Annotated in this window: 20 protein-coding genes, 1 pseudogene and 1 riboswitch; of the genes and pseudogenes, 4 read left to right on the top strand and 17 right to left on the bottom strand. The window is 32.0% G+C overall.

Annotated features, from left to right (window positions below; all coding sequences use genetic code 11):
• Positions 1-177: 177 nt before the first annotated feature.
• The 4 genes and pseudogenes from SJY24_RS16805 to SJY24_RS16790 all read right to left on the bottom strand — a co-directional run bounded on the left by SJY24_RS16805 (position 178) and on the right by SJY24_RS16790 (position 5251).
• On the bottom strand, positions 178-1965 hold the full coding sequence (locus SJY24_RS16805) for an ATP-binding protein (RefSeq protein ID WP_377865521.1): 1788 nt from the start codon (positions 1963-1965) through the stop codon (positions 178-180).
• A gap of 352 nt (positions 1966-2317) precedes the next feature.
• Entirely contained in the window at positions 2318-3169 is an 852-nt protein-coding gene (locus tag SJY24_RS16800; RefSeq protein WP_377865520.1) for a Cof-type HAD-IIB family hydrolase, read from the bottom strand.
• Between the two features lie 177 nt (positions 3170-3346).
• A complete protein-coding gene (locus SJY24_RS16795) occupies positions 3347-3925 on the bottom strand; it encodes a cysteine dioxygenase family protein (RefSeq protein ID WP_377865519.1) in 579 nt (192 codons plus the stop codon).
• 112 nt (positions 3926-4037) lie between these two features.
• Positions 4038-5251: pseudogene (locus SJY24_RS16790) on the bottom strand (cytochrome P450).
• 140 nt (positions 5252-5391) lie between these two features.
• Here SJY24_RS16790 and SJY24_RS16785 point away from each other — a divergent pair.
• The gene (locus tag SJY24_RS16785; protein ID WP_377865518.1) at positions 5392-5889 is read left to right on the top strand and encodes a PadR family transcriptional regulator; all 498 of its coding nucleotides are present in this window, start codon (positions 5392-5394) and stop codon (positions 5887-5889) included.
• Positions 5890-5991: 102 nt separating this feature from the next.
• Here the strand turns inward: SJY24_RS16785 and SJY24_RS16780 are convergent, their stop codons facing one another.
• The 6 genes from SJY24_RS16780 to SJY24_RS16755 all read right to left on the bottom strand — a co-directional run bounded on the left by SJY24_RS16780 (position 5992) and on the right by SJY24_RS16755 (position 11344).
• On the bottom strand, positions 5992-6147 hold the full coding sequence (locus SJY24_RS16780; protein WP_000046092.1) for a DUF1540 domain-containing protein: 156 nt from the start codon (positions 6145-6147) through the stop codon (positions 5992-5994).
• Between the two features lie 70 nt (positions 6148-6217).
• Entirely contained in the window at positions 6218-6850 is a 633-nt protein-coding gene (locus SJY24_RS16775) for a Vat family streptogramin A O-acetyltransferase (RefSeq protein WP_377865517.1), read from the bottom strand.
• Entirely contained in the window at positions 6840-8123 is a 1284-nt protein-coding gene (locus SJY24_RS16770; RefSeq protein ID WP_377865516.1) for an MFS transporter, read from the bottom strand. The genes SJY24_RS16775 and SJY24_RS16770 overlap by 11 nt, the downstream gene beginning before the upstream one ends.
• A gap of 267 nt (positions 8124-8390) precedes the next feature.
• The gene (locus tag SJY24_RS16765; RefSeq protein WP_377865515.1) at positions 8391-9626 is read right to left on the bottom strand and encodes a cytochrome P450 family protein; all 1236 of its coding nucleotides are present in this window, start codon (positions 9624-9626) and stop codon (positions 8391-8393) included.
• A gap of 157 nt (positions 9627-9783) precedes the next feature.
• Positions 9784-10188, bottom strand: coding sequence for a hypothetical protein (locus SJY24_RS16760; protein WP_098498312.1), 405 nt, complete (start codon positions 10186-10188; stop codon positions 9784-9786).
• A gap of 151 nt (positions 10189-10339) precedes the next feature.
• Positions 10340-11344 (bottom strand): DUF1835 domain-containing protein, encoded by a 1005-nt coding sequence (locus SJY24_RS16755; RefSeq protein WP_377865514.1) that lies wholly within the window; start codon positions 11342-11344, stop codon positions 10340-10342.
• 285 nt (positions 11345-11629) lie between these two features.
• Here SJY24_RS16755 and SJY24_RS16750 point away from each other — a divergent pair, with 285 nt between their 5' ends.
• The 3 genes from SJY24_RS16750 to SJY24_RS16740 all read left to right on the top strand — a co-directional run bounded on the left by SJY24_RS16750 (position 11630) and on the right by SJY24_RS16740 (position 12899).
• Positions 11630-11842, top strand: a complete 213-nt coding sequence (locus SJY24_RS16750) for a hypothetical protein (RefSeq protein WP_088078663.1) — start codon at positions 11630-11632, stop codon at positions 11840-11842.
• Positions 11843-12079: 237 nt separating this feature from the next.
• Complete coding sequence (locus SJY24_RS16745; RefSeq protein WP_377865513.1) at positions 12080-12535, top strand: MarR family winged helix-turn-helix transcriptional regulator; 456 nt, start codon at positions 12080-12082, stop codon at positions 12533-12535.
• 172 nt (positions 12536-12707) lie between these two features.
• Positions 12708-12899, top strand: coding sequence for a hypothetical protein (locus SJY24_RS16740; RefSeq protein WP_377865512.1), 192 nt, complete (start codon positions 12708-12710; stop codon positions 12897-12899).
• 1407 nt (positions 12900-14306) lie between these two features.
• On the opposite strand, the gene SJY24_RS16735 is transcribed toward SJY24_RS16740, so the two are convergent.
• From SJY24_RS16735 to SJY24_RS16705, 7 genes are all read right to left on the bottom strand, one after another.
• On the bottom strand, positions 14307-15074 hold the full coding sequence (locus SJY24_RS16735; RefSeq protein ID WP_377865511.1) for a DUF3959 family protein: 768 nt from the start codon (positions 15072-15074) through the stop codon (positions 14307-14309).
• A gap of 219 nt (positions 15075-15293) precedes the next feature.
• Positions 15294-17675, bottom strand: coding sequence for an RNaseH domain-containing protein (locus SJY24_RS16730; RefSeq protein ID WP_377865510.1), 2382 nt, complete (start codon positions 17673-17675; stop codon positions 15294-15296).
• Between the two features lie 327 nt (positions 17676-18002).
• A complete protein-coding gene (tenA, locus tag SJY24_RS16725; protein ID WP_377865509.1) occupies positions 18003-18692 on the bottom strand; it encodes a thiaminase II in 690 nt (229 codons plus the stop codon).
• Positions 18693-18814: 122 nt separating this feature from the next.
• Positions 18815-18919, bottom strand: a riboswitch (TPP riboswitch).
• Positions 18920-18992: 73 nt separating this feature from the next.
• Complete coding sequence (locus tag SJY24_RS16720) at positions 18993-19907, bottom strand: D-alanine--D-alanine ligase (RefSeq protein ID WP_377865508.1); 915 nt, start codon at positions 19905-19907, stop codon at positions 18993-18995.
• Between the two features lie 4 nt (positions 19908-19911).
• Positions 19912-21360, bottom strand: a complete 1449-nt coding sequence (gene pdxR, locus SJY24_RS16715) for a MocR-like pyridoxine biosynthesis transcription factor PdxR (RefSeq protein WP_098498316.1) — start codon at positions 21358-21360, stop codon at positions 19912-19914.
• 159 nt (positions 21361-21519) lie between these two features.
• Entirely contained in the window at positions 21520-22557 is a 1038-nt protein-coding gene (locus tag SJY24_RS16710) for a homoserine dehydrogenase (RefSeq protein WP_377865507.1), read from the bottom strand.
• 86 nt (positions 22558-22643) lie between these two features.
• A complete protein-coding gene (locus tag SJY24_RS16705) occupies positions 22644-23885 on the bottom strand; it encodes an esterase/lipase family protein (protein WP_377865506.1) in 1242 nt (413 codons plus the stop codon).
• Between the last annotated feature and the right edge of the window lie 131 nt (positions 23886-24016).

Below are 24016 nucleotides of genomic sequence, written 5' to 3'. Positions count from 1 at the left end.
GCTTTCTATATTAAAAGTAATGTACAATTTCCACACATTACTTTGTACGCATATTAATATAACGTTTAAAACTTAATAGAAATTAAAACAAACATAAAGAAAAGGTAAAGTTTACTAAATTAAATATAAAAATACCCAATAACAAAAGCTTAGCTTTGCTATTGGGTATTAAGTATTTTAGGAGTTAATATTAGAACGTATTGAAATACATCTATCATCACAATTTGATAGAGATTGTTTACTCTGAATTTTCGGCAAGTAAATAGTTACAGTTGTCCCGACGCCAACCTCACTCATTATACTTATTGTTCCTTGATGACCTTCAATTATTTTATAACTTAACATCAATCCAATACCGGTACCTTTTTCTTTCGTACTATAGAAAGGTTCACCTAATCTTTTAATTCTTTCTTCAGGTATTCCTATTCCTTCATCTATTACACTAATAATGACACCTTTTTTATGTATTTCTTTTATATGGATTGAAATTTTCCCGCCATCTATCATTGCTTCAATTGAATTTTGCAAAATATTAATAAATACTTGTTTCAATTGATTTTCGGAGCATTCAATAGTTAGTTCGTCGGAATCTGCAAATAATTCAACTTGAATATTCGTCATAATTGCTTTTGTGTTCATTAAAGAAACAACATTTTTAAATACTTGATAAATATTTTTCTTTTCAGTTGGGATTTCATCTGTTTTAGCAATCGATAAAAACTCTTGAAGGATCACTTCAATTCTCTCGATTTCAGAAAGCATAAGGTCAAAATATCTTTCTTGATCTTCTTTGTTGATTTGGAATAATTGAATAAACCCTTTTATTACCGTTAGTGGGTTCCTCACTTCGTGAGCCACACCGGCTGCTAATTGTCCAATTGCTGCAAGTGTATCTGATTTATTTAGCAATTCTTCTGCCTTTTTACGCTCTGTAATATCGCGGACAATGATCATAATTTTATCTTGTAATAATGGTAAACATCTAGCTTCAAAGAAATCGATGCTGCCGTTAATTGTTAGAGGATATTCTACAATTACATTCTTTCCTTCTTCTTTCAATTGGCGAATTGCTTCTTGAAATTGCTGTGCTACTGGAGACGGTAATATTTCGTAAAACTTTTTTCCCATAAAAGCTTCTGCGGGTACGTAAAATTTTGTAGGAGATCCTGCTTTATAATCTATAATTGTCCCATCGTCTTCTGTTAAAAAACATAAATCTGGTAAAGCTTTAAAAATTAATTCTAATTCAGACGTTTGTTGTTTTAATTGCCCTTCTATCGCTTTTAAATGTGTAATATCTACCCCAACAGCCCAGTAACTAAATCCTGTTACAGGAAACTGCTCAGATATATTGGACCACATTATCGTTTTAATTTCACCATTTTTACATGTTAAACTCATTTCCCAATCTCTAAAATTTTTTCCACGAGTCAAAAATTTATTTTGTATTTGATGGCGATAATTATGGTCAGGATACAGTAATTGAAGAGCCTTTGGATTCCCAATTATTTCTTCAGCAGTATAACCTGTTACAATCTCGCATTCTCGATTCCACAAAACAAAATCTCCATTATAGTCAAGCGCATCAACCATAACAGGCATATTTTGTAAGATCGTATGTAGTTCTTCCTCTTTTCGAGAAAGTAACGATGTATTTTTACTTTGAACTGCTTTTTTCATCCCAGCTATAATGAGGTTAGAAAGCATTTCAAAATATTTTTGGCAATTGAAAATTTCGCTTCGTTTGGACCATACAACAAAAGATCCTAAATATTGATTGTATAAGAAAAGGGGGATTTCGATTTTGGGAAGTTTACATACTTTCATTTCATTAATTCCAAATGAAAATATACATTCGTTTTCAGCATCAAGAAGTTGATGTGATATGTTAGTTAATTTATAAAATTGTTCTGCCATGGTTTCTATTGTACTCACATCAATAAGTTCCATTAGCCGCGCATTCATTCCTTTTTCACCTCGATATGTAAAATTTATACAAATTCAAAATTCATACTTCTTCATTATACGAAGAAAGTGCTCCTAGGTATATAGCTATAGAATAATTATTCGAACAAATTCTATTTTTCAATTAAAAACAGAAAATAATATGGGAATGTTACGCGCTGCTAGCAGCAGTATAAAAATACAATAAACATATAGTTCACAAATTTTTCACAACTTTCATGAAAAATATAAACATTTATTCCAATATATTCTATATAATAAAATGTAATAAGGCTTCTATGAATCTCATAGAATACCTTACCCCTAATAAAAAGAAAAAAGAATCCATTTGGATTCTTTTTTCTTTTTATATCTACATTACATATTTATATAAAGCATGTGCAACTCCGTGTTCTTCATTAGTCAATGTTTCGTATTGACACATCGCTTTTATTTCTTCAACTGCATTTCCCATTGCAATTGATATACTTGCTTTCTCCATCATGGAAACATCGTTTAGCCCATCACCTATCGCTACAGTATTTTCAACTGGAATATTCAAGTGTTCTGCTAAAGTATATAATCCATTTCCTTTTTGAGCATCTCGATGATTAATCTCTAAATTATGCCAATATGAAGATGTAATTGCTAAATCAGTATTATGCAGAAACGTTTCTTTTAACTTTTTTAATTTTTCTATGTCATAAGAAAATGGTAAAAGCTTATGCACATGTATATCAGTTTCTACAATTGTTTTACAGCTTTCTGCACTATGAAATGCTGTATGCTCAAGATATAATGCAGCAATCGTTTCTAACTCTTTCACATCGAAATTTTCTTTTGCATTCTTCACATACTCGATTTCATTACGCACACTCTCTACACCATAATCCGGTACGTACACACCTTTATCAGTATAAAGCTGATAATACAAGCCATTCTCTTCAAGATATTCTACAATCTCAAGTGCCTGCATATTTTGAATTGGATATCTCTTCATCATTTTTTTATCTTTATATATAAGCGCACCATTTTCTGCGATAATCGGACACTCTAAATTAACTTCTAACAATAGTCGTTCAATATCCACAATAGAACGTCCTGTACAAATTGCTACAACATGGCCAGCTTCTTGACACTTTCGAATTGCTTCTGCATTCTCTTTACTAATCATTTTATTCCCTGAAAGAAGAGTTCCATCTAAATCAATTGCGATTAATTTCATTATTTCTTCACCACTTTCTATAAATACACGAGCTTTTATTAAATAAAAGGTATCGTTTTCATACTGATCTCGTTAAGTACTCCTTATTTATAATTTATGAAAAGCGTTTCAGGTCAAGAAATAATTAAAAATAAAATCAAAAGCTTTTCTCTTTAAAGAAAAGCTTTTGATTTTAAACTATGAACTATAACTAATATATTTTGTCTCACACATATACACATTCTTTTCTTCAGTTGGGACATATACTTTAAACTTTTCTAAACGTTTTCCGTAAATATGAATTGTGACAACGCTATCATTTTCGGCTATTTTAAGAATATGACAATCAGCTGGTGGAATGACTTTATCTGTTTCTCCTTCTCCCAAATAAAGATTTCCTGTATGGGTTAAATAAACAAGTGCATTTTCAAGCTGCTTAGTTTGTATAAAGTTCTGCACCATTATCCTTCCTGAAAAAACGCCTTCTACTCCCCATGTACCATCATGATCATGTAAAGGTGTAGATTGTCCATCATTCCATACAAGAGCTAATACTTCAAATCGCTTTAAAGGATCTTCATATAACAAGTGTCGTGCATATTGAGCCGAATTCGCCTTCTGTTTTTCTAGCGGAAGCCATGTTTTCTTTTCTAAAAGTTCTTCTAGTAATTTTTCAATCGCACAAACAATTTGATCTTCTAATAAATTACTATCAATTAAATCCGTTACAGCTTTAATAAATGTTTGAAACGTTTTACTTCCATTACATGTTAACATAAGCATCCTCCTCCACTCTTTTTCACACACTTCCATACTAAATAGCCCGCTAAAAATTTACAATTGAGAAATAAAAAACAAGGTACAGTAATTTTGTACCTTGCTGAACAGTTTATTGAGTTTTTAAGCGAATAGGTAAGAATTTCAAAGTTTGTTCATTTTCCAATATACATTTTTCTAAATTGAAAGATGAAGATAGCTCTATTTTTTCAAAAGCATTTATAAAGGTAGTTAATGCAATCTCGGCTTCTAAACGTGCAAGTGGTGCCCCTAAGCAAAAATGAGGACCTTTACCAAAAGTTAAATGCTTATCATTTCCTATTCGGTGTATATTAAGTTTAGCGGCTTGTGAAAACTTTTTCTCATCTAAATTTGCTGCACTTACCCATGCAACAATCATTTGATCCTTTTTCATAAAAGGTCCAAATATATTTGTGTCCTCTGTAATCCTCCTAGCTAATGTAACGGGAAAGCGATAGCGTAAAACTTCCTCAATCGCTTTTGAAATTAATGTAGGTTCTTTTCTTAACTCTTCATATATTCCAGGGGAATCCACTAAAAAGCAATAAAAGCTATTAATAATTAAATTTGTAGTAGTTTCATTACCTGCCGCTAATAACCCTAAAGAAAAAGTTACAATTTCTTCATCGGTTAATCTTTCGCCTTCATATTCAGCTCGTATTAAATCTGAAATAATATCGTCGGTTAAATGATATCTTTTATCTTGAACAATTGGAAGAAGGTATGCTTTAAACTCATTTAACGCAATTCCTTTTTCCACATCCAAATCGTTAAATTTATCTTTACTATACGGCATAAATAAAATATCAGACCATGCTTTAATTTTTTTACGGTCAGTTGTTGGCACTCCTAATAAATCGGATATGACGGTAACAGGTAAAGGTGCAGCAAACTCTTCAACGATATTAACCTCACTATATTTTCTGATATGTTGTACAAGTTCATCTGCAATAGCTTGTATACGAGGTTTCCATTGTTCTAAACTTCTTGGAGTAAATGCTTTAGAAACAATAGAACGTACATTGCGATGTTCTGGTGGATCAGTAGAGTTTATATTTATTCTAGTTTCTAAAGGAGGGATTGCGAATTGTCTTCGCTCCCTTCTACTTGAAAACAAGCGATAATCCGATAAAACTCGATTTACATCATCGTATAAAAAAACATTCCATACATCCTGCTCCTCATCATAATGAACCGGATGATTATCCCTCATAAATTGATACCACTCATACGGATTCCACAATTCTTCTTTTGTTTTCAGCTTTGAAATTTATGAACTAAAATCACATTTTCAGGCGAAGCCATAGTTCTTTCCTCCCTTTTCTTTTAAAATAAAAGTGATAGGTCGGTAGTTCAAAGTTGTATAATCTAACATATGTTATTTTAACATATGTTAAAGAAGATTTTTTATTGGAGAACTTGAGAAATATAAAAGGGGGATTTTTATGTACGTTGATATTTTACTACTAGCTGAATTAACGACAGGACCAAAACACGGCTATGAAATAAAGAAAAATATTCAAAATCGGTTAGGTGAGAATTTCGAATTAAATCATAACACACTTTACCCCGCTCTTCGGCGCTTCGAAAATATGGGTGCTATAACGAAAAAAATACATAAACAAGTCGGAAAGCCAAATCGAAATATGTACGACATAACTGAAACAGGGGAAGAAATTTTTTCTGAAATATTAAGAGAGTTTCCCGAAAAGATTGCGACAAATAACGCTGAATTCCTTGTACGTATCGCGCTATTTGAGAAACTTGATTACGAAGCTAGAAAAGAAATTTTAACAATACGCCAAGACGTACTATATAAACAGCTTACTGCTATTCAATCTTTAGATGTTAGCTCATCTTTTATTACAGAAGTCATTGAATTTAGTAAATCACGTATTGAACATGAATTGCTCTGGATTACATCACTTATGAAGAAAATATGAAAAATAACAAGAAAAAATTAAAAACAATGAATGAAAATGAGATTTATTATCAATACTATAATTAATAAAAGGGCAACCACGATTTGGCTACCCTTCAAAAATTTATATTTCTGGATCGAAAGTTTTGCAATCGGTTTCTTCCGTAGTTGATGCATGTTTCCCTTTATTACTGACTACATAAATTGCATCTGCACTACATTTATTGCCGTTAGCCCAAAATTTACAGTTGTTTACTTCACATAAAACGTCTTGTGCCATAGTATCACACCTCCTTGTTCTATTATCATTAACAAAATTCGGAGGTATGATACTCTTTGTCATGCATTTTTTATTCCCTTTTTAACTTTCTTAATGGTTCAATATCTCCTTGTACAATAGCATCTATATTTCCGGTTATTTTTTCAATGTCAAAATGCCACCATTGAATTTGCAATAATTCTTCTATTATTGTATTTGTGAATCGTTCCTTAATTTTATTTGCAGGGTTTCCGCCAACAATTGTATATGGTGCGACATCTCTAGTCACAACAGATTTAGCTGCAATGATTGCACCATCCCCTATTTTTATTCCGGGCATAATAGTTGTATCCATACCAATCCAAACGTCATTTCCTATAACTGTATCACCTTTGTAAGGTAAATCAGACAAACTAGGTGTATACTTCTCCCACCCATTTCCAAATATATTAAATGGATATGCCGAAAATCCATCCATCCGGTGATTCGCTCCGTTCATAATAAAGGTAACTCCATTTGCAATACAACAAAACTTTCCAATGGTAAGCCGATCTCCAATAAATTCATAATGATATAATACTCGATCTTCAAATGTTTCTCCATCTTTCGCATCATAATAAGAATAGTCACCAACAAATATATTAGATTTCGTTATTGTATTTTTTATAAAATGAACGTTTTGATTTCCTTCAATAGGGTATTTAACATTTGGATTAGGATTCATGTTGCACAGCACTTCCCTTACTATTCATTTCACTTTCTACCGTTACTACTGGCTTTAAATTGTATATAGGTAAAATAAATAATAATCCAATTATAAATAGTAAAGCTGTGCCTTCATACATCGTACCTAATGAGAACACTTCTTTTAATGAACCAGCTACACTCATTGTTACTACCATTGAACCGGTGAATAGTGGACTTAAAATGCCATTTACACGACCAATAAAATCAGTATCGCTATTTTGAATAATGAGTGTATTAATACCTATTTGGATACATGGAAGAGCTAAACCACTAAAAAGTTGTGCCGTAAGTGTCACCCATAAATTTGTGGAGTAGCCTATAATACAAATTCCAATTGCCTGACCGAGCATCCCTACAATTAACATCTTTTGGGGAGCAACGTTTTTCGCAAATACCATCGCTAAAGCCCCGCCAACAATCATTCCCGCACCATTTACTGTTAGTAACCATTGTAAACTCTCTTTTGATAACCCTAACTGCTCAGTCACAATAAAGATGCCTAGTGGCTGAATTAAACCTATACCTAGTCCTGCTGCCATAAAACAAAACCCTAGCAATGTTAATGCTTTTTTCTTTTTTACATATTTAATACCATCCAGCATTTCCTGTAACAGCGTGATTTCTTTCTTCTCATTATCATTCTCAAGATCTTTCGGAAGAAATAACAACACAGCTGCTGCAAGTAAAAAAGCGATGCCTGTTATGATGATTGAAATATAAATTCCAAAACTATGAAAAATAAATGTTCCAAGAATCGGTCCTAACACCATAAAAATCGCAAATATTGTTTGATATATAGACATCGCTAATTGAATTTGTTCTGTTGATAAATGCTGTTTAAACAACTTCATACCAGATGGTTGAGAAAACTGCGAAAGGATTGCAGAAATAAGAGTCACAAAAAACACGATTTTCCACGTTCCAAACATAAGAGTAATTAATACAGCGAATACGGAAATAGAACTTAACGTCTCACACCATATCATTGTCTTCTTTGGCTTCCACCTATCAGCAAAAGTTCCACCAATGAATGAGAAAATAAAAATGGGAGCAAATTCAGCGACCGAAATCATTGAAATAGCAAAAGCATCACCTTTCGTCATTTCCATTACATACAGTAATACCGCAAAGTTTCGAACCCATATTCCAATTTGTAAAAATAATGCTGATGCAAGAATTCCTTGCACAAATCGGTTTTTTAATACTTGTGATACCCCATTGTTTTGTTTCGCTACTACATTTGTCGACATAAAAAAGCCTCCTATTTCATGTTCTGAACAGGAGGCAGCACAAATCATATAAAAAGACTATATATTCGCAGAGCGAAATACATCCCTTTTCTATAAATGTACAGACTAATCCTATTCAGAAGAATATTTCGTTTTTTAACGAAGATCTCTTACAAATAGAATTAGTTGATCATCGGGATGTTTTCACCCTTCCGTTTCGAATTTAAATAACACATACATACTCTATGTAGAACATTTTTGATGTATGCATGTCTCAAAACAATTATTCTAGAAGGTTAACGGTAATTCCTCTAAAGAACGCATTAAATAATTACCTTGCCATTTAATTTCTTCACGATTCCCTTTTATTTGTAGTTCAGGCATGCGTTTTAACAGCGTAGTAATAGCTATCTTTGCTTCCAACCTAGCAAGTGGAGCGCCTAAGCAGAAATGGCTACCATGCCCAAAGGCAATATGACGATTATTCTCCCGAGTAATATCAAATACTTCTGGGTTTTCAAATACTGTTTCATCGCGGTTTGCCGAAGCTAATGCAATGACAACCATATCCCCTTTTTGGATTGTTTGTTCGTGAATTTGAAAAGGCTCAGCTGCCCATCTTGCAGTTGTAACCTCAACTGGAGAATAATAACGCAATCCTTCTTCAATTGCAGAATCAATTAATTTTGGATTATCTTTTAATAACTGTAATTGATTTGGATTTTCAAGAAGTGCTAATACCGTATTCGTAATTAAATTCACTGTTGTCTCATGTCCTGCTACGATTAGTAACATTATCATTGAATATAGCTCTGGAGCACTAAGTTTATGCCCTTCATTTTCCGCAAGGATTAGCGCACTAACCAAATCTTCTTTTGGATCTTTTCGTTTTACATCAACTATATATTGAAGATATGTAATAAACTCAGATAGTTGTTTTTCGGTTTCTTTTATTTCTTCAGGTGTTTCTGGCGATGCAATGACAGCATGAGACCAAATTCTAAATTTTGCTTGATCCTCTTTTGGAATGCCAAGCATATCACTTATTACAATGATTGGTAATGGGAATGAATAATCATCCACAAGATTTAATGTACCTTTTCGCTCTATCTCACTTATTAAATCATCCGCTATTCTCTGAATTCTTCCGTCTAATTGTGTAATCATCTTCGGTGTAAAAGCTTTTTGAACTAAAGATCGTAAACGACTGTGATTAGGTGGATCTGAATTTAACATGTGCGTTGTTAAATGATCACTATTGTCAACAGAAAGATACATGTTCTTTGTATCTTGAGAAAACACATTTGCCATATCTTTTTTTAAACGATTATCTTTTAAAAGTGGCAGAGCATCTTCATATCTTGTAATGAGCCATTCTTTACCAATTTCAACTTCATTTACAAATAATATAGGTTGCATTTTTCGCGATTCTTTATAAATTTCATATGCATCTTCTTTAAACTGAGCTGAAGCTAAATTAATGCCATCTTCTATTCTTCGACCAACTTTATTTTTCATTGACATTGTATTCCCTCACTCTCATTTGTTTTGAAAACCAGCCAACATATGCATTATACTCTAATAAAAACGTGAAAATTGTAAATTTTCATTCAAAATCTTACTTCGTACATTGAAAAATAAAAAGTGAGAGAGTAAAACCCGTCTACTCTCTCACTCTTCTTTATGCAAAGCACATAAAATTACTAATTTGTTGATATCGATAACTTACTTTACGACGGCGACCACCTTGCCAAGTGTAACCTGATACCCCATTTCTTCTTACTTCCGTCGGAAAGAACCATAAGTCTCTTCCGAATGGACCAGGACGATGCAAACGTAAATATCCCCATCTTCCTAGGCAGTTACACATCCATGATTTCATATTACCTGCTTGTGCAGGAGAAGCAAATGTAGACGGTAAAGACGGCGCTTGTGACGGTGGTGGTGACGTTGGAGCATCTTCTGCATCATCTGGTCGATAATCTTCTAGTTCAACCTCTCTAACTTCGATATCAGGTTCATATCCGTATTGTTGTGGATTATAATACATCGTTTGATCATATGGATAATTTTGTTCGTTATACATATTAATAAATCACCTTCTTTTCATTCATTACCTTTAACATTCATATGTGATATGACACCTATCGGAAGCTTATGTATAGCCCAAATTCAACTAAAAAAATAAAGCTTGTAGTTTTAAAACTACAAGCTTTTTCATAAACGGAATGTATTTATTATTTTCTCAACTTCACACTATAAAAACGCATTTCTTCTAGTGAACCTTCAAATTCAAATACATCTTGATTAATTAATGCTTTCAAGCGGTATTCTAAAAAAGTATCCCCTACAAGTTGTTCGACATGACCAAGCACTTCCCCAATTACTCTCGGAGCTTTAAAGAAGTCTTTATCAGCACCTATTCTTTTTGCGCATTCAATCATAAATGGATCAAAATAGTCTTCTTTCACTGAATGTACTTCATTGTCTTTCCAAATTCTTAATAACTCTGTGCTATTCGATAAACTATCCCACTCATGTTTAAACTTTTCTCTAGTCTCTTTAGTTAAATACGATAACTCTGCAGAATTTTTTAAGAAAGTAGCTAAACTTTCGGGCGGCAATTCACCAGTTCCACGTATATCATACTCTTGTTTTAATATTTCTCTACTCGCTTCAGATGTATTAATTATACGAATATTTTTCTTATCTTTTAATTGAGCCATTACAAAACAAAGGCCTACATGTTCATGTGCGTTATTCGCCTTCCAGATGGTAATTGGTGTTTCATTTGGAATAGAATGTAGCTCTTCTAAAGTTTCTATAAAATTCAGTAGATATTCCTCTTCAAAATAACCATCATAAGTAGTTAGCTTGTTTAATAACCATTGCTGTCTTGCTAGTTGCCCTTTATTCGTATGTAATTGGTGTATCGGTCCAATTGAAAAGAATTCAGAGAATGATACAACACTCTCTTCAAATAGTTCTTCTTGACTTAACATATGTTTTAAACAACCGCCTGTTGATTCATCGAAAGTGATATGAATATGTGTACTTTCTTTTACATTCTTTTTATAAGATGTATTACTCGTTAGTTGCTTAGGTATACTTATCAAGTGTTTAATCGTATCTTCACTATAGTTTTCTTCTAATAAATCTAATTGTATAAGAATGCTTTGCAGTAAATGTTTTGCTTCATCTTCGTACATGTCCTCTACAGCATTTTTGATTTTATCTATCATGTAAATTCCTCTATTCATTACTAAAATAACGTAGATTATAGTGTATCATTTTAGTAACGGTATTTTAAAGGTTTTTATAGATAAATCTAATTATAACTTCATATTAGTACAGTGATATATTAGCGTTAATTTATGTTTATTTCGTCTAGATGTTAACATTTCAGTACACTTCTTCTATTACACACCACTTTCACGGTATTTTTTATTTATTTTTAAAAGGCTTTGTAAATCCTTTTATTTAAATGTATATTTATATAGAAAATAAAAATTACAGGAGCGAGATCTATGGAGAAAGTACATACTTATTACAAACATTATTTAAAAAATTGGAGATTTATATTTATTTGCATATTACCTGCTGTTGCTTTATTATACACTTTCGATGTCATCTTTGAACTACTGTTCCACCAAGATTTCTACTTGTCTAATTTAATATCTGCCATAATATTATTTTTATTATTTATTAATATTAAAGATAAGTTTCAAGTCAAAGATTAAAGGAATTTATGATAACTTCTGTTTTAATTTTGAATACTTTATTTTTGAAAGTGCTCTGCTTTATCAAAAGGTGATGCGATGTTCATCACCTTTTTTTATTTCTACAAAATGAATTTTTTATTAGGTTTTTTATCAATATCGTTTATTGACTTTCCCTACAATTTGATTCAAAATAAAATAGTTCAACAATGAACAATATCGAGTTGAATTATTTTAAAATGAAAGGAAGTTATTACTTTGAGTCTACATAAACAAGGTATCAAACAAGCCAGTGAAATTGTCCATTCATTTGTAAAAATAAACAAAGAAATTATAAAGTTTACTCATCAAAACGCTTCTACGTTAGGATTAACAGTTCAACAAATGGGCATCTTAAATTCAATTTATGCAACTCCTAATACTACTCTTAAAAATATCTCAGAACGCCTTTCAGTTCCTAAAAGCACAATGAGTGTAAATGTAGATGAGTTAGTTAATTTAGGATTAATTGAGCGAAAACAATCACATGAAGATCGTAGAGAAATACAATTAAAAGTAACAACACAAGGACAAGAAATATCTAAGAAATCCATTGAAAACTCTACTTCTTATAAAGCAATGGAACTAGCACTAGAAAAACTGTCTGAAGAAGATATCCAAACCTTATTACGTATCCATAATGACTTACTAAATTCTCTACAACATTTTAAATAATTCGTCTCAATCATTTTTCAAAACCGATCTAATTTTTTGTTTTTCATTTATGAAACAGCTAGCTTTTGCTAGCTGTTCTTTTTATGGTTCTTTATCATTCTCTTGAGATTAAATGACTAGATCAAGCATACCTTGTCATATGTTTAAAAAAAAGATAAGGGACGTGACAACATTGGATAACAATAACAATCAATTCATTTTTCATACAATAAAAAGTTCGGCAATTAAAAAATTTGTAATTATCGACTTAATTACTGGAACAGGAATTTATTGGACCGTAAATTTCATCTCTTCAAGTGCATTACTTGCAATTATTAGTTGTGTTTTGGGAACAAAAAAAATAAAGAAAATGCAACAGTCTTAAAACTCCAAACAAAAATCTACCTGAACAAAATGAAATTTCTATAACAAATCGTTATGTTTCTGCTTGCAATCTTTACAGTAGTTTTTGAATTGGTGTCTTTCCTTTTTAAATGTGCCCTTATATTTCTTTAGAAACTCATCATCCGACATAACTTTCACGTCAACGGTTTCAAGCATTTTCTTCATCCTATTTAATTTCTCTAATTCCGTTTCCCTTCACTTGTTCACTTCTTCTTTATCTTCCCAAATCGGTATTTTTTTCTTGTCCACCTTTTTTTTCGGTTATATATCAAGGTATCTATCCAACTGGTGTAACTCTTCACCAGTTGGGCACGCTTTATTCATTAGCTGAATGACTGTAATAACAACGTCTATCTTTTTACTCGATGATATCGTCAATTTCGTATGTGACTTGAGTACGTTATTCTTTTATTAGTCTCATATCATTCATCTACAAGGCTATCTTAATCGCCATATTTAGTACTTTCGATTAGTTAGCGTCTTTTATATTCCACCAGACTTCACTCCTTGAATACTTTTCAAAAAAACAATACATACTATTTTCAAGCCGTTGTATCCACGGCTGGTACTTCTTTCTTTTGTTACAGCAGAAGCAGATAGGTTCTTCACTTATCTGCTTTCTCTGTATATTTTTAAAAACATCGTAAACACTACCTAAAAGCTGTTTGAACTATCAGCTTCACTTTTCTTGTAATGGGAAAGCAAATTATCCCAATTGACTAACTTATTCGACTAACTGGTAGACAACTAAAATTGTTGTATGCTTTGTGTATGAGATTTTATATATACTAGTTTTGAACCTGTAGACCAATACGAGCCATTTTTGTGTTTTGAATTTCCTTTCTTGGGATAAGTATATTTTACTTATCTCTTTTTTATTGTATAGATAAATACACTTAGGTTAACAATAATTACAAGCAGATTTTCTGTTTATTCGTAGTTCTAAACCAAAATATTTTTCTCCTTTAATGGACAGTAGGTACGACTGCTTGTCCTTTTTTATTTATATTTCATACGCTCTTTTTTGACTGCTTCGAATCACTCTATCCTCTTCATCGAAATAAATAGCCCTAAATAAGAATGACCAATATGTGGTACTATATCTCCATCAAATAAAACAAAGGGATTTTCCAAATAGTCGATGTTTGCAACCATATAAAATAGGCAGTTTCTGATTACCCAGAAACCGCCATACATAAAGATTTGTTAAGGTATTAATTTCTTTTCATTACTAAAATGTATTATGTAACTACTAGTAGTTTATATATTTCACTGGATAATTGCTAATAAACATGTGAGAGATAAAAAAGCACACAGAGGAATATATAAAACCCCCTTAATGATTTATCAATTCTACGATAAATCATTAAGGGGTTAACTAATTTTACTATGCATTATGCCTATTTCTTCGACGTTCCATCCTTGTTTGTCCTTGGATAGCTTCTACTTTATATTGCGGTTCTTGCTCTATCATTTGATTTGATTGAGCCGGTTCATCATAATTACGCTCATACATTGTTTCTGGTGTTTTTCGTTTAGAAGATTTCCCACCAAACTTTAATAATTTTATCTTAAACTTTGGTAATCTAGGAATACGAATTTTAAATGTTGGCTTGTTGCGTTTCTTTTTTTGTTTAAATATATTTGTATTTGCAACTTTATTATCTTTTTCTTTTCGGTGTAATAACATCGCAAGTAATCCACCTAATATAAGTCCTCCAACTAAAAGGAGAATATATAAGTAATGGCCTGTCATTAAACTCATCATACGCTCAAGTATGATTAATGACTGTACTTCTTTTATATCCCATAGTAAAGCGGCCCATAATGAGAATAAGCCCAAAGTAAGCCCGTATGTACGAAAACGCAATATACACGGAATTAACGCAATACAAGCGGCGATTTTCGCGTTCGCTATTATTGAATTTGTTGAAATATCCTGATTCCAAATGACTAACAGTAATGTAATAAATGGCGCATACGCTATCCAGCTACATATTCGTGAGTACATCTTTTTAGCAAAGTAACTTCCAAAACTAGTGAAAAATAATAATCCTCCAATAAATAAAGATTGTTCTAGAGGGACTTGCTTCATAACACCTGCAACCGGAAAGAGGCCGCTCAGTATCATTAATAGCACATCTAATTTCTTCACAATTCCCCATTCCTTTCAAATTCTTTTTTCAGTTTCTCAAAATATAAAGTTCATACTATTTGAAAAACCTTTGTGATATTTCTAAAAAACATCTTAATCCTGAAAGTAAATAAAGTAAATACGAAAACGAAAATATACATGACAAATCATATCTATATTTACAATGAAAAATGACAAATCCTGTTTATTATTACTAACAGGATTTGTGTATACTAGTATTTATATTAATATCAATCCATCTTCTTTTTCCATAATTATTACATCTTCATCTAATTCATCATTGAATTCTTTAAACTCCCTTGAATCAATATCGGTAGTATAATTTTTAATTAATTTAACCATATGCATTACATACGTATTATGAATATTTTGTTCTGAGAGCAAGGTTGATTTACAGCACATGTAATGTATCATTTTGGCGAGTTCTTCCCTCTCTTCAGATTTTACACCAAACGGGATAATTTCGAGTATACACTGCTGTGCTATCTCATTACAGTTTAATTCGTATGCAGCCGTGCTATAGTAAATTCCCAGTTGATCTACAAATAATCTAGTTTCATCCATAACATATTTTTGGTCTCTAACAATATAGTTCGGTACATCAGAGTTAGTATTAATTCTAATTATTTTTATATCCTCTTTAAAATTTGAGATTATTTCAGGTGAAACCTCGATGTTGACGCTTTCATTCTGTAATTCTTTTATCCAATGTTTCCTCATATTTGCATCTACAACAAAATAAACTTCTTTGTTTTGTTTATGTGCATCTTGTAAAATTTCAACTAATGTTTCTGACAGAAATTGTTTAAAGTGGGCTCCTATATCATTCCTTTTTGATGGTTGTGGTAAAAACACTTTATTATTACCTATATTTAATAAAGTATGATCAATTGTACCCCATTCTTCTTGACCATATAATTTATATAATATTTCTCTCCCATTTATTTTTGAAAAAATAGGTAAGAAATCATATTTAGACATTTTTTCAACTGATAAATTTACAATTATACCTGGTAATTTTATCTTATTCCAACTACGCTTCAAGAGCCCCTTTTGTTCTAACAAACTAAGAATAGCGGTAATAATTTCTTTTTTAGATACACTTTGTCCAATAAATAAATTAATAAAAGCGGAAATACGTTGCGTTCGAACGAATCCTTCCCTAATAATTTGCTTTGGATTAATTTTTTCACGGCCATTAAAAGTTTTTAGTGCAATTAATGCTAGTTTCATTTCATTTTGCTCTCCTGCTGTAGCATGTACCGCTTTTACAACATCGTCTACAAGTTTCTTTTTATTTTTATGGCTATATTGCATTCTATATGGATTTTGTAATACTTTTTCAATGTTATATCTTACTATTTTTAACAACACCGGATTGTCTGCATTTAATACATAGGAAGAATCTCCATTTTGAGCTAAAACTATTTTGCTATCTAATAACGCTTGTTCTATCTCTATTACTATATCATCTGACCATACTTCTAACGTAATTGAGTCTAATCCCTTTGGGGTAAGTAAAGGTAATAACTCATTCTCATTATTAGTTAATACATTTTCACATTCAGGAATTAATGTGAAATATGGGAAGGTTAGTTGGAATTCATTTAAAAGCTCCTTTTTTTCTCTTACTTTTATACCAAGCTTTATTTTTGTCCCTTGAACTTTATATATGTTTTCGTTATATGGTAGAAGCACTCTTTTATTTGTTCCTCTAATATACTCTTTCGGACATTGGAGAATGTGTTCTAATTTAATTTCTCCTCCTATCCTATACTCATCTTTTAAATTTCTGAAACGCTTAATCCACTTTATTCCTTTTTCAGCTTGTTGCACTTTTAACTTTACAAATCTTTGCTTTTTCTTATTTGATTCAAATTCAGGAGTTGAAATCAGTATTTGGCTTCGCTTTCGCCCTAAAAGTATAGAAATATCTTTATGGTTATATTGTTGATAAAACCGTCTAATCCCTACTGATACTTTTACTAGTGGAATATTCTCACCTCCACGAGTTATGTATTCAAACCGATATACATAAGCGAAATAATCCTGTGTTTCTTCATCTTTAATTGGCTCAGACATCGCTTCAGAAACATGTTGGGATCGCAGTGGTGAAAAATATACTTCTTCATCATTCTTATTTTTCATACGTAAAGGCTGTTCGCAAAAGATATGTGTAATAAGAGCTGGTACCCATTTAGAAAACGTTTTTTTATCATGTAATACTGGTAAATTACTAATTAAATCATACTGCCATTCTAAATGTGGTGGATCTATTAATTTATTCGGTTTCCAATCATGAATAACCTCATACCAACTTTGGAAAATATAGTCTAACTGTTCTTGTCTCATTGGTTCTTTTGCTACAATCCAAGGTGTATCTTCCTTTAGTATATATGGATTATGCTGAATGAATAATATATCAGAAAACATATCATACAATCTTTCATTTACAAGTTTTAACTTACTCGTTAATAAAAATGTTCTATAATGTATTTCTACAATCTCAAGCCATTCGATAGGAAAGTAAATATACGATACTTTCTCATTATAGAGGGGGTCTACTATATTTTTAAATGTTAATAACTGTAATTTTTCCATATTAGTAATACTTCCTCTCTTAAATTAATATTGATCATGAATAATACTAGTAAATTCACCAATATTTTTAAGCATAAACGAATCAAATTTAAACCAAGCATATTTCGGGGAGTAATTAAATTAAATTATTATAATAATACATTATAAAAACTAAATTAATAAAAAGTTACCATTAACATATAACTACCTCCTTATGTCACTTCTCATATTATAAAATCATTATAAAATATTATTCCGTTTTATATCTATCATTTACAAAATATTTACATAAATTAAATATAAGAAAAGGTATCGCCTCTTTATATAGCGATACCTTTTCTATACTCTTTATTTAATAACACCTTTAACTCTTTCATTCACCGGCCATTTTTCTAATGTATATGCCATTTCCCAAAATGAATATTCATATTGACTACTAAAAATAAAATGTTGTCTCATACGATTACGGTCTGCCTCTGTTACTTTTTCAGCAATAGTATCTAATCGTGTGATTTGCTCTTCTACTAGCGTACGGAACCAATCCGATCCATATGCAGAAATCCATTCTTGATAAATCGGCTCTTCTGGTTGACATTCTTTTAATCGTTCACCGATTTCATAATATAGCCAATAACAAGGTAAAATAGCTGCAATAATATCTCCTAAATGCCCTTCATAAGCTGCACGATACATATGAGATGTATATGCATATGCAGTTGGCGCAGGAATAAAATTATCTTTTTCTTCTTTCGTAATCCCTAATTTCTTTGCGAAATTCTCATGTAATGATAACTCAGCTTCATATGTATTTTGTGCATGATGCGCCATGCGTGCTGTCGTTTCTAATTCAAGAGCCTTTGCAGCACCTAACGTTTGTACTCTAGCAAAATGACTTAAATAATATGAATCTTGAAGCACATAATAACGGAAACTAGCTAAATCTAGCGTTCCTTCCCCCAGTTTTTTTACAAATGGATGATTAAAACTTGCTTCCCAAATTGAATCTACTTCTTTACGTAATGATTGTGAAAAAGTCATTTAAATCCCTCCAATAATTTATAAAATATAAGTATTTATCCCATTTATTAAAGCTGTAAAATAAAAAAACTTTCTTTACAGGCGTAAAGAAAGTGAAATTGACAGTATTTATTCAATAAATAGCAACGTCTTTCCCACTTCCCTACGCTGGCATTAACCAGATCAGGTACTAAGAGTCTCAAAATTAAATTTGATCTCAGCCTACAAAGGCCCCCCTAGTGGATAAATATTTAGTTGTCGTAATGTAATCATCATAGCATACTTCGTAGAACTATCAAAATTTTTAATTGTACAAATATCTTAAAAACCTTCTTCTTTCCTAACTTTTAATGAAGTTTCAATTATCATATCTAATAGTTTACTATAATTAATTCCAGCCGCATCTGCACTTTTTGGTAGTAAACTTGATTGTGTCATCCCTGGTAATGTATTAATCTCCATTACATATGGAATTCCATCCTTCACCATCATATCAACCCTTGCATAAACACTACATTTTAATGCTTTATAACAAGCTATTGACGCTTTGTTTACACGTTCTTTAATTTCAGCTGGAAGTTCAATAACTTCTTCAATTGTACTAACATCATCGTATTTTGCATTGTAATCAAAAAACTCAGCTGCATGTCGAATTGAAATGATGGGTAACTGTTTACCATCAAAAATTGAACATGTAATCTCGTCACCTTTTATATACTTCTCAATTACTACTTCAGAATCCCATTCAAATACTGTTTCCAGCATTGAGATTAATTCATTTTTATCATTGACGATCTTGACTCCCACACTTGAGCCACCAGAGTTAGGTTTTACCACTAACGGAAATCCTATCTTATCTAGCTCTTCAAGCTTTAGATCCTCCATTTTTGTGAGTTCAATCCAATCTGGTGTTTCTACTCCTTCATAACGCAAAATCTTTTTCGAAATATTTTTGTCCATACATATACTGCTAGATAACATATTGCTACCGCTATAAGGAATACCTAAACTCTCGAGAGTCCCTTGAACAGTACCATCTTCTCCGTACTTTCCGTGTAATGCTAGCAATGCAAAATCAATGTCTCTCGCTTTTTCAATTAAATCCATTTTTTCATTTAACGTAATTGGAACTATTTCATACTTACTCTTATCTAAATGTGCAATCATTTCATTACCAGTCATAATTGATACTTGTTTTTCAGAGGAAACTCCTCCCATAATAACGCCAATTCTCATTTTCTCAACTCCAAGTTTCATTTTTTAATATTTCACCAATTATTTGAATCCCGCTAACAATTTCCTTTTCTTTCAAACGTGAAAATCCTAATCGGAATGTGTTCGTTCCTCCTCCATCAGAGTAAAAAACATCTCCAGGAGAAAACGTAACTCCTTTCTCATAACACTTTTGTAAAAGTACGCGGGCTTGAATTTTTTCTTCCAACTCTATAAACAAATGAAGTCCACCATCTCCAGTCATTCTTTTAAACGGAATGTACTGATTACACGCCCCAACAGCTAACTCATATTTTTTCTTATAAACTGATCTTGCCTTTTTTAAATATTTTTCAAAATATCCTTCATGTAAATATTGAAACAGAACAGCTTGATCTAACGTTGATGTGTGAATGGTTCTTGCTCTTTTTACACTTTCTAAATAATGAATGAGTTCTTTATCTGCAATGATCCAACCTACACGTAAACCAGGGAAAAGTACCTTTGAAAAGCTACTAATATAAATCACATTATTACCAGCCCCAGCAAAAGTTAATAATGGCGCTAAATGTGAACCTGAATAACGTAATTCTTCATTAAATCCATCCTCTATAATAGGAATCTTATATTTTGAAAATAATCTCATCAATTCCGTTCTTTTCTCCGAACTCGTAACAATACCCGTTGGATTATGATAAGAAGGGATTAAATATGCGAAATCAAAATCCTTTTCACGTAAACTTTTTTCTACTTCATTCGTATCAATACCATCATCATTCATATTAATTCCATGAACTTCAAGTCCATGTAAGCGAAATAGCTTCAATGCAGCATGATGAGTCGGATTCTCACAAATAACCCGCCCTGATTTCTTCGATAACGAGGATAGCACAATATCTAATCCTTCTGTAAATCCATTTGTAATTAAAATATCTTTGTTCGAAATATCTACACCTTTCATTTCCATGTAATGAAGTAAATAATTCATTAATGGTCTATAACCTTTTGCATATCCATAGTTAAGTACGATATCCCCTTCAATGGACATGCGAGTAAGAAAAGCTCTTTTGAAATTTTCAACATCAAATAGCTTTTCATCCGGTGCTATACTATTAAAAACAATCATTCCTTTTTCCCAGCGAACACCATGTTTCATTAAATCTAATTCATCCGCTAATGCGGTAACTGTATTGAGTTTATTTTTCCAATCTATTTCAACAGACGAAGTGTTAGAAATATCCACCTTCGCAACAAAATTTCCTTTTCCTTTAACTGCATAAATGAGTCCTTCTTGCTCTAAATCCGCATAAGCAGCGAGTACTGTATTTCTGCTCACAGATAGTAATTCACTCAGCTCCCTTGTTGATGGGATCTTTTGGTTCCCTAGCAAATGTCCTTTCATAATCATCTTTTTTAAATAATCTTTCAATTGAATATAAACAGGACGATCTTTGACAACTTTAAAATCTTTAAACAATTCCTTACCCCCTGCAATTATTTTTACATATTTATTTCATTCTCAAAAGGTCCACTACATATGTGTTTTTTATAAAGGGCGGTACGGTCTTATAAAGTGAAACTTTATATGGTTCATCCCCCACTGATTATTAGCCCACACCAATCGGGTTTTTACTGCTCACAAATAGCGGGACAAATCTTTACGATATAAGTTAATTACATCTTTTAAAGCAGCAGCTGCAGCTCCGCGTGGATTAGAAGCTCCACCAATTGTAGTAACTTGTCCCATCGTATCTGTAATGAACGTAATTCCTTTTTCTGTCCCATTTACTTTTGCTAGCGGATGATCTTTATCTATTTCGCACGGTTCAACATTTAGATTTACATTGCCTTCCTCATCTTTATGCGCCGATGCTATTAATTTAATAATTTTATGTTGTTCCTTAGCATTTCGAATTTGTTGTTTTGTAACGTGCTCGATTCCTTTTATATGTATATCTGTAAGTGTATACTCTACTCCCATTAAACTGTTTGTTAAAAGTAACAATTTACATGCACTATCTGAACCACTTACATCTAGCGCTGGGTTCGTCTCAGCAATTCCTTTATGTTGTGCTTCTTTCAGTGCTTCTTCAAACGTAATATCTTCCCCATACATTTTCGAAAGAATATAATTTGTTGTTCCGTTTAATATTCCCTCTATTTTTTCAATATTGCAACCAGCTAAACTAAATTGTCCAATATCTAAAGTTGGTAGTGCCGCAGCAGTTGCACCACTATATCGTATCCGTACATTCGCCATTTTTGCCGCTTCATTTATTTCCCTCCAGTTTGTAACGAGTGCACCTTTAGAAATTGCAACTATATCCATTTGTTTCTCAATCGCTTGTTTAATATATTTCTTTCCCGGATTTCCATCTTTAAGATTTGTAACTGTTGATTCTACTAATACATTACCACTTATGCTATTTGTTACACGTTCTTTCGGATGATGTTCTATATATTTTTCAATTGCAGCAGTACCGCCACCATACGATAATAGATGATGAATAGTTAAACCTTCCTCATTATGTATTGCAATATTTCTACCTAATACGCCACTTACCACTAAATCTATTCCATATGTTTCATTTATATATAAATATTTTTCATTTAATAATTTTATAAACTCTCTTCCTACTGTCCCGTATCCTGATAATACAATTTGAATTTTCATAATATCCCCCCATATTTTTATACCAAATCCCTCTTTCAATATAATATAAAGCGCCCTCGAATTCCATCGAGAGCGCTTTATATTATCTATTTCGGTAGACGTGATAATTTTCCAGCAATTGTTCTATAAAACTCTTGAATGTCAGAAAAACCTAACGTGTCTGAAACACTAAGCCCTACCATATCAAGATGGTCCCAATTTGCTTTCGTTTCAATATGATTCCATTTTCCAACCTGTAATGACTCATTATTATTTACAGTAGCATTAGAAGATGGTGCAATCATAGAATTTGTATTTACTACACCATCGTTTTGCCACCAAGAAGTATCTATTAATGGTCGGTTTTCTTCATATCTTGCATAAGAGCCTAAGAAGAATGCATTCCCCATTAGCACTTTATTCATTGTTATATGCGGTAGATGTAAACCTGTTATAGGCGCTGCTTGCGATGCATGTCCACTATAGGATAAGTAATATACATCCGATTGCGTCTTTACCCAATTATTTAACTCCTTTGCTCCATCAGTACTTAAATCCCATTGACTTATATCTTTTGTATTTTCCCAAATTGAACTATTTAAAATACGATCAGTATATTGGAAAAAGGACTCTCCTGCATTCTTTTTTATCTCCCATTGATCCAGTTTAAAATCATATAATGATAAATTATTGTTTCCACCTAAACTGGCAGCTGTAATGAGTAAATCTTTAACGAACGGCAACAGGAGACTTCCATCCGCGAGTGTTGTACCGTTGTGAGGAGTTGCTAATGTTGTAACACTATGAACATACGATTTACCACCTTCAAATAGTGGTGATATATTTGTGCTCGGGTGTTTTTTTTCATAATTTTTTTCTTCATAACTTCCTTCTTTTAGTAGCTGCACTAATGTTCTTGTCGTTTGTCCCCCCATGCTATGCCCAACTAGATGAACTTTATTTGTTTCACTCCAATTCGGTGCAAATCCACTATAAGTTCTACCAAAACGATTATGTCCATGTTTCTCAGCATGCGCCGCGCCGTAGTCTACTGTTCCACCGTTTATTTGTGCGTATAATTCACATGCACGGTCCCAGTTACTAGAAACTGGCCCAACAGCTGCAGTATGTACTGTATAACCATTTCTTTTTAAATCTTCTTGTATATCATGAACACCACCCCAATATTTTACCCCTAGCATTTCCTCTCTACCCCATCCAGCAAATCCATTCACTAAAATGATAGGATAATTATTTTGTTGTCTCTCTTCAGCGTATGTTGTTTTCGCTGCGAATGAACAAACAGTCACTAATGCGAAAAAACATACTTTTAAAAATAATTTCCCCATACTTTCTCCCCCTCAATAAAACGTTTACATTTATCTTTAGAAAAAAATACAAAATTAGTTTGCAACTTAAACATAATGTAAAGTATTTTATATACGTTGTATATATAGAAAACATATACAAATGTTGATAA

Origin of the sequence: Bacillus sp. R86525, from assembly GCF_042466195.1 — a bacterium.
Lineage (GTDB): Bacteria > Bacillota > Bacilli > Bacillales > Bacillaceae_G > Bacillus_A > Bacillus_A nitratireducens.
This window is presented reverse-complemented; position numbering and strand designations above follow the sequence as displayed.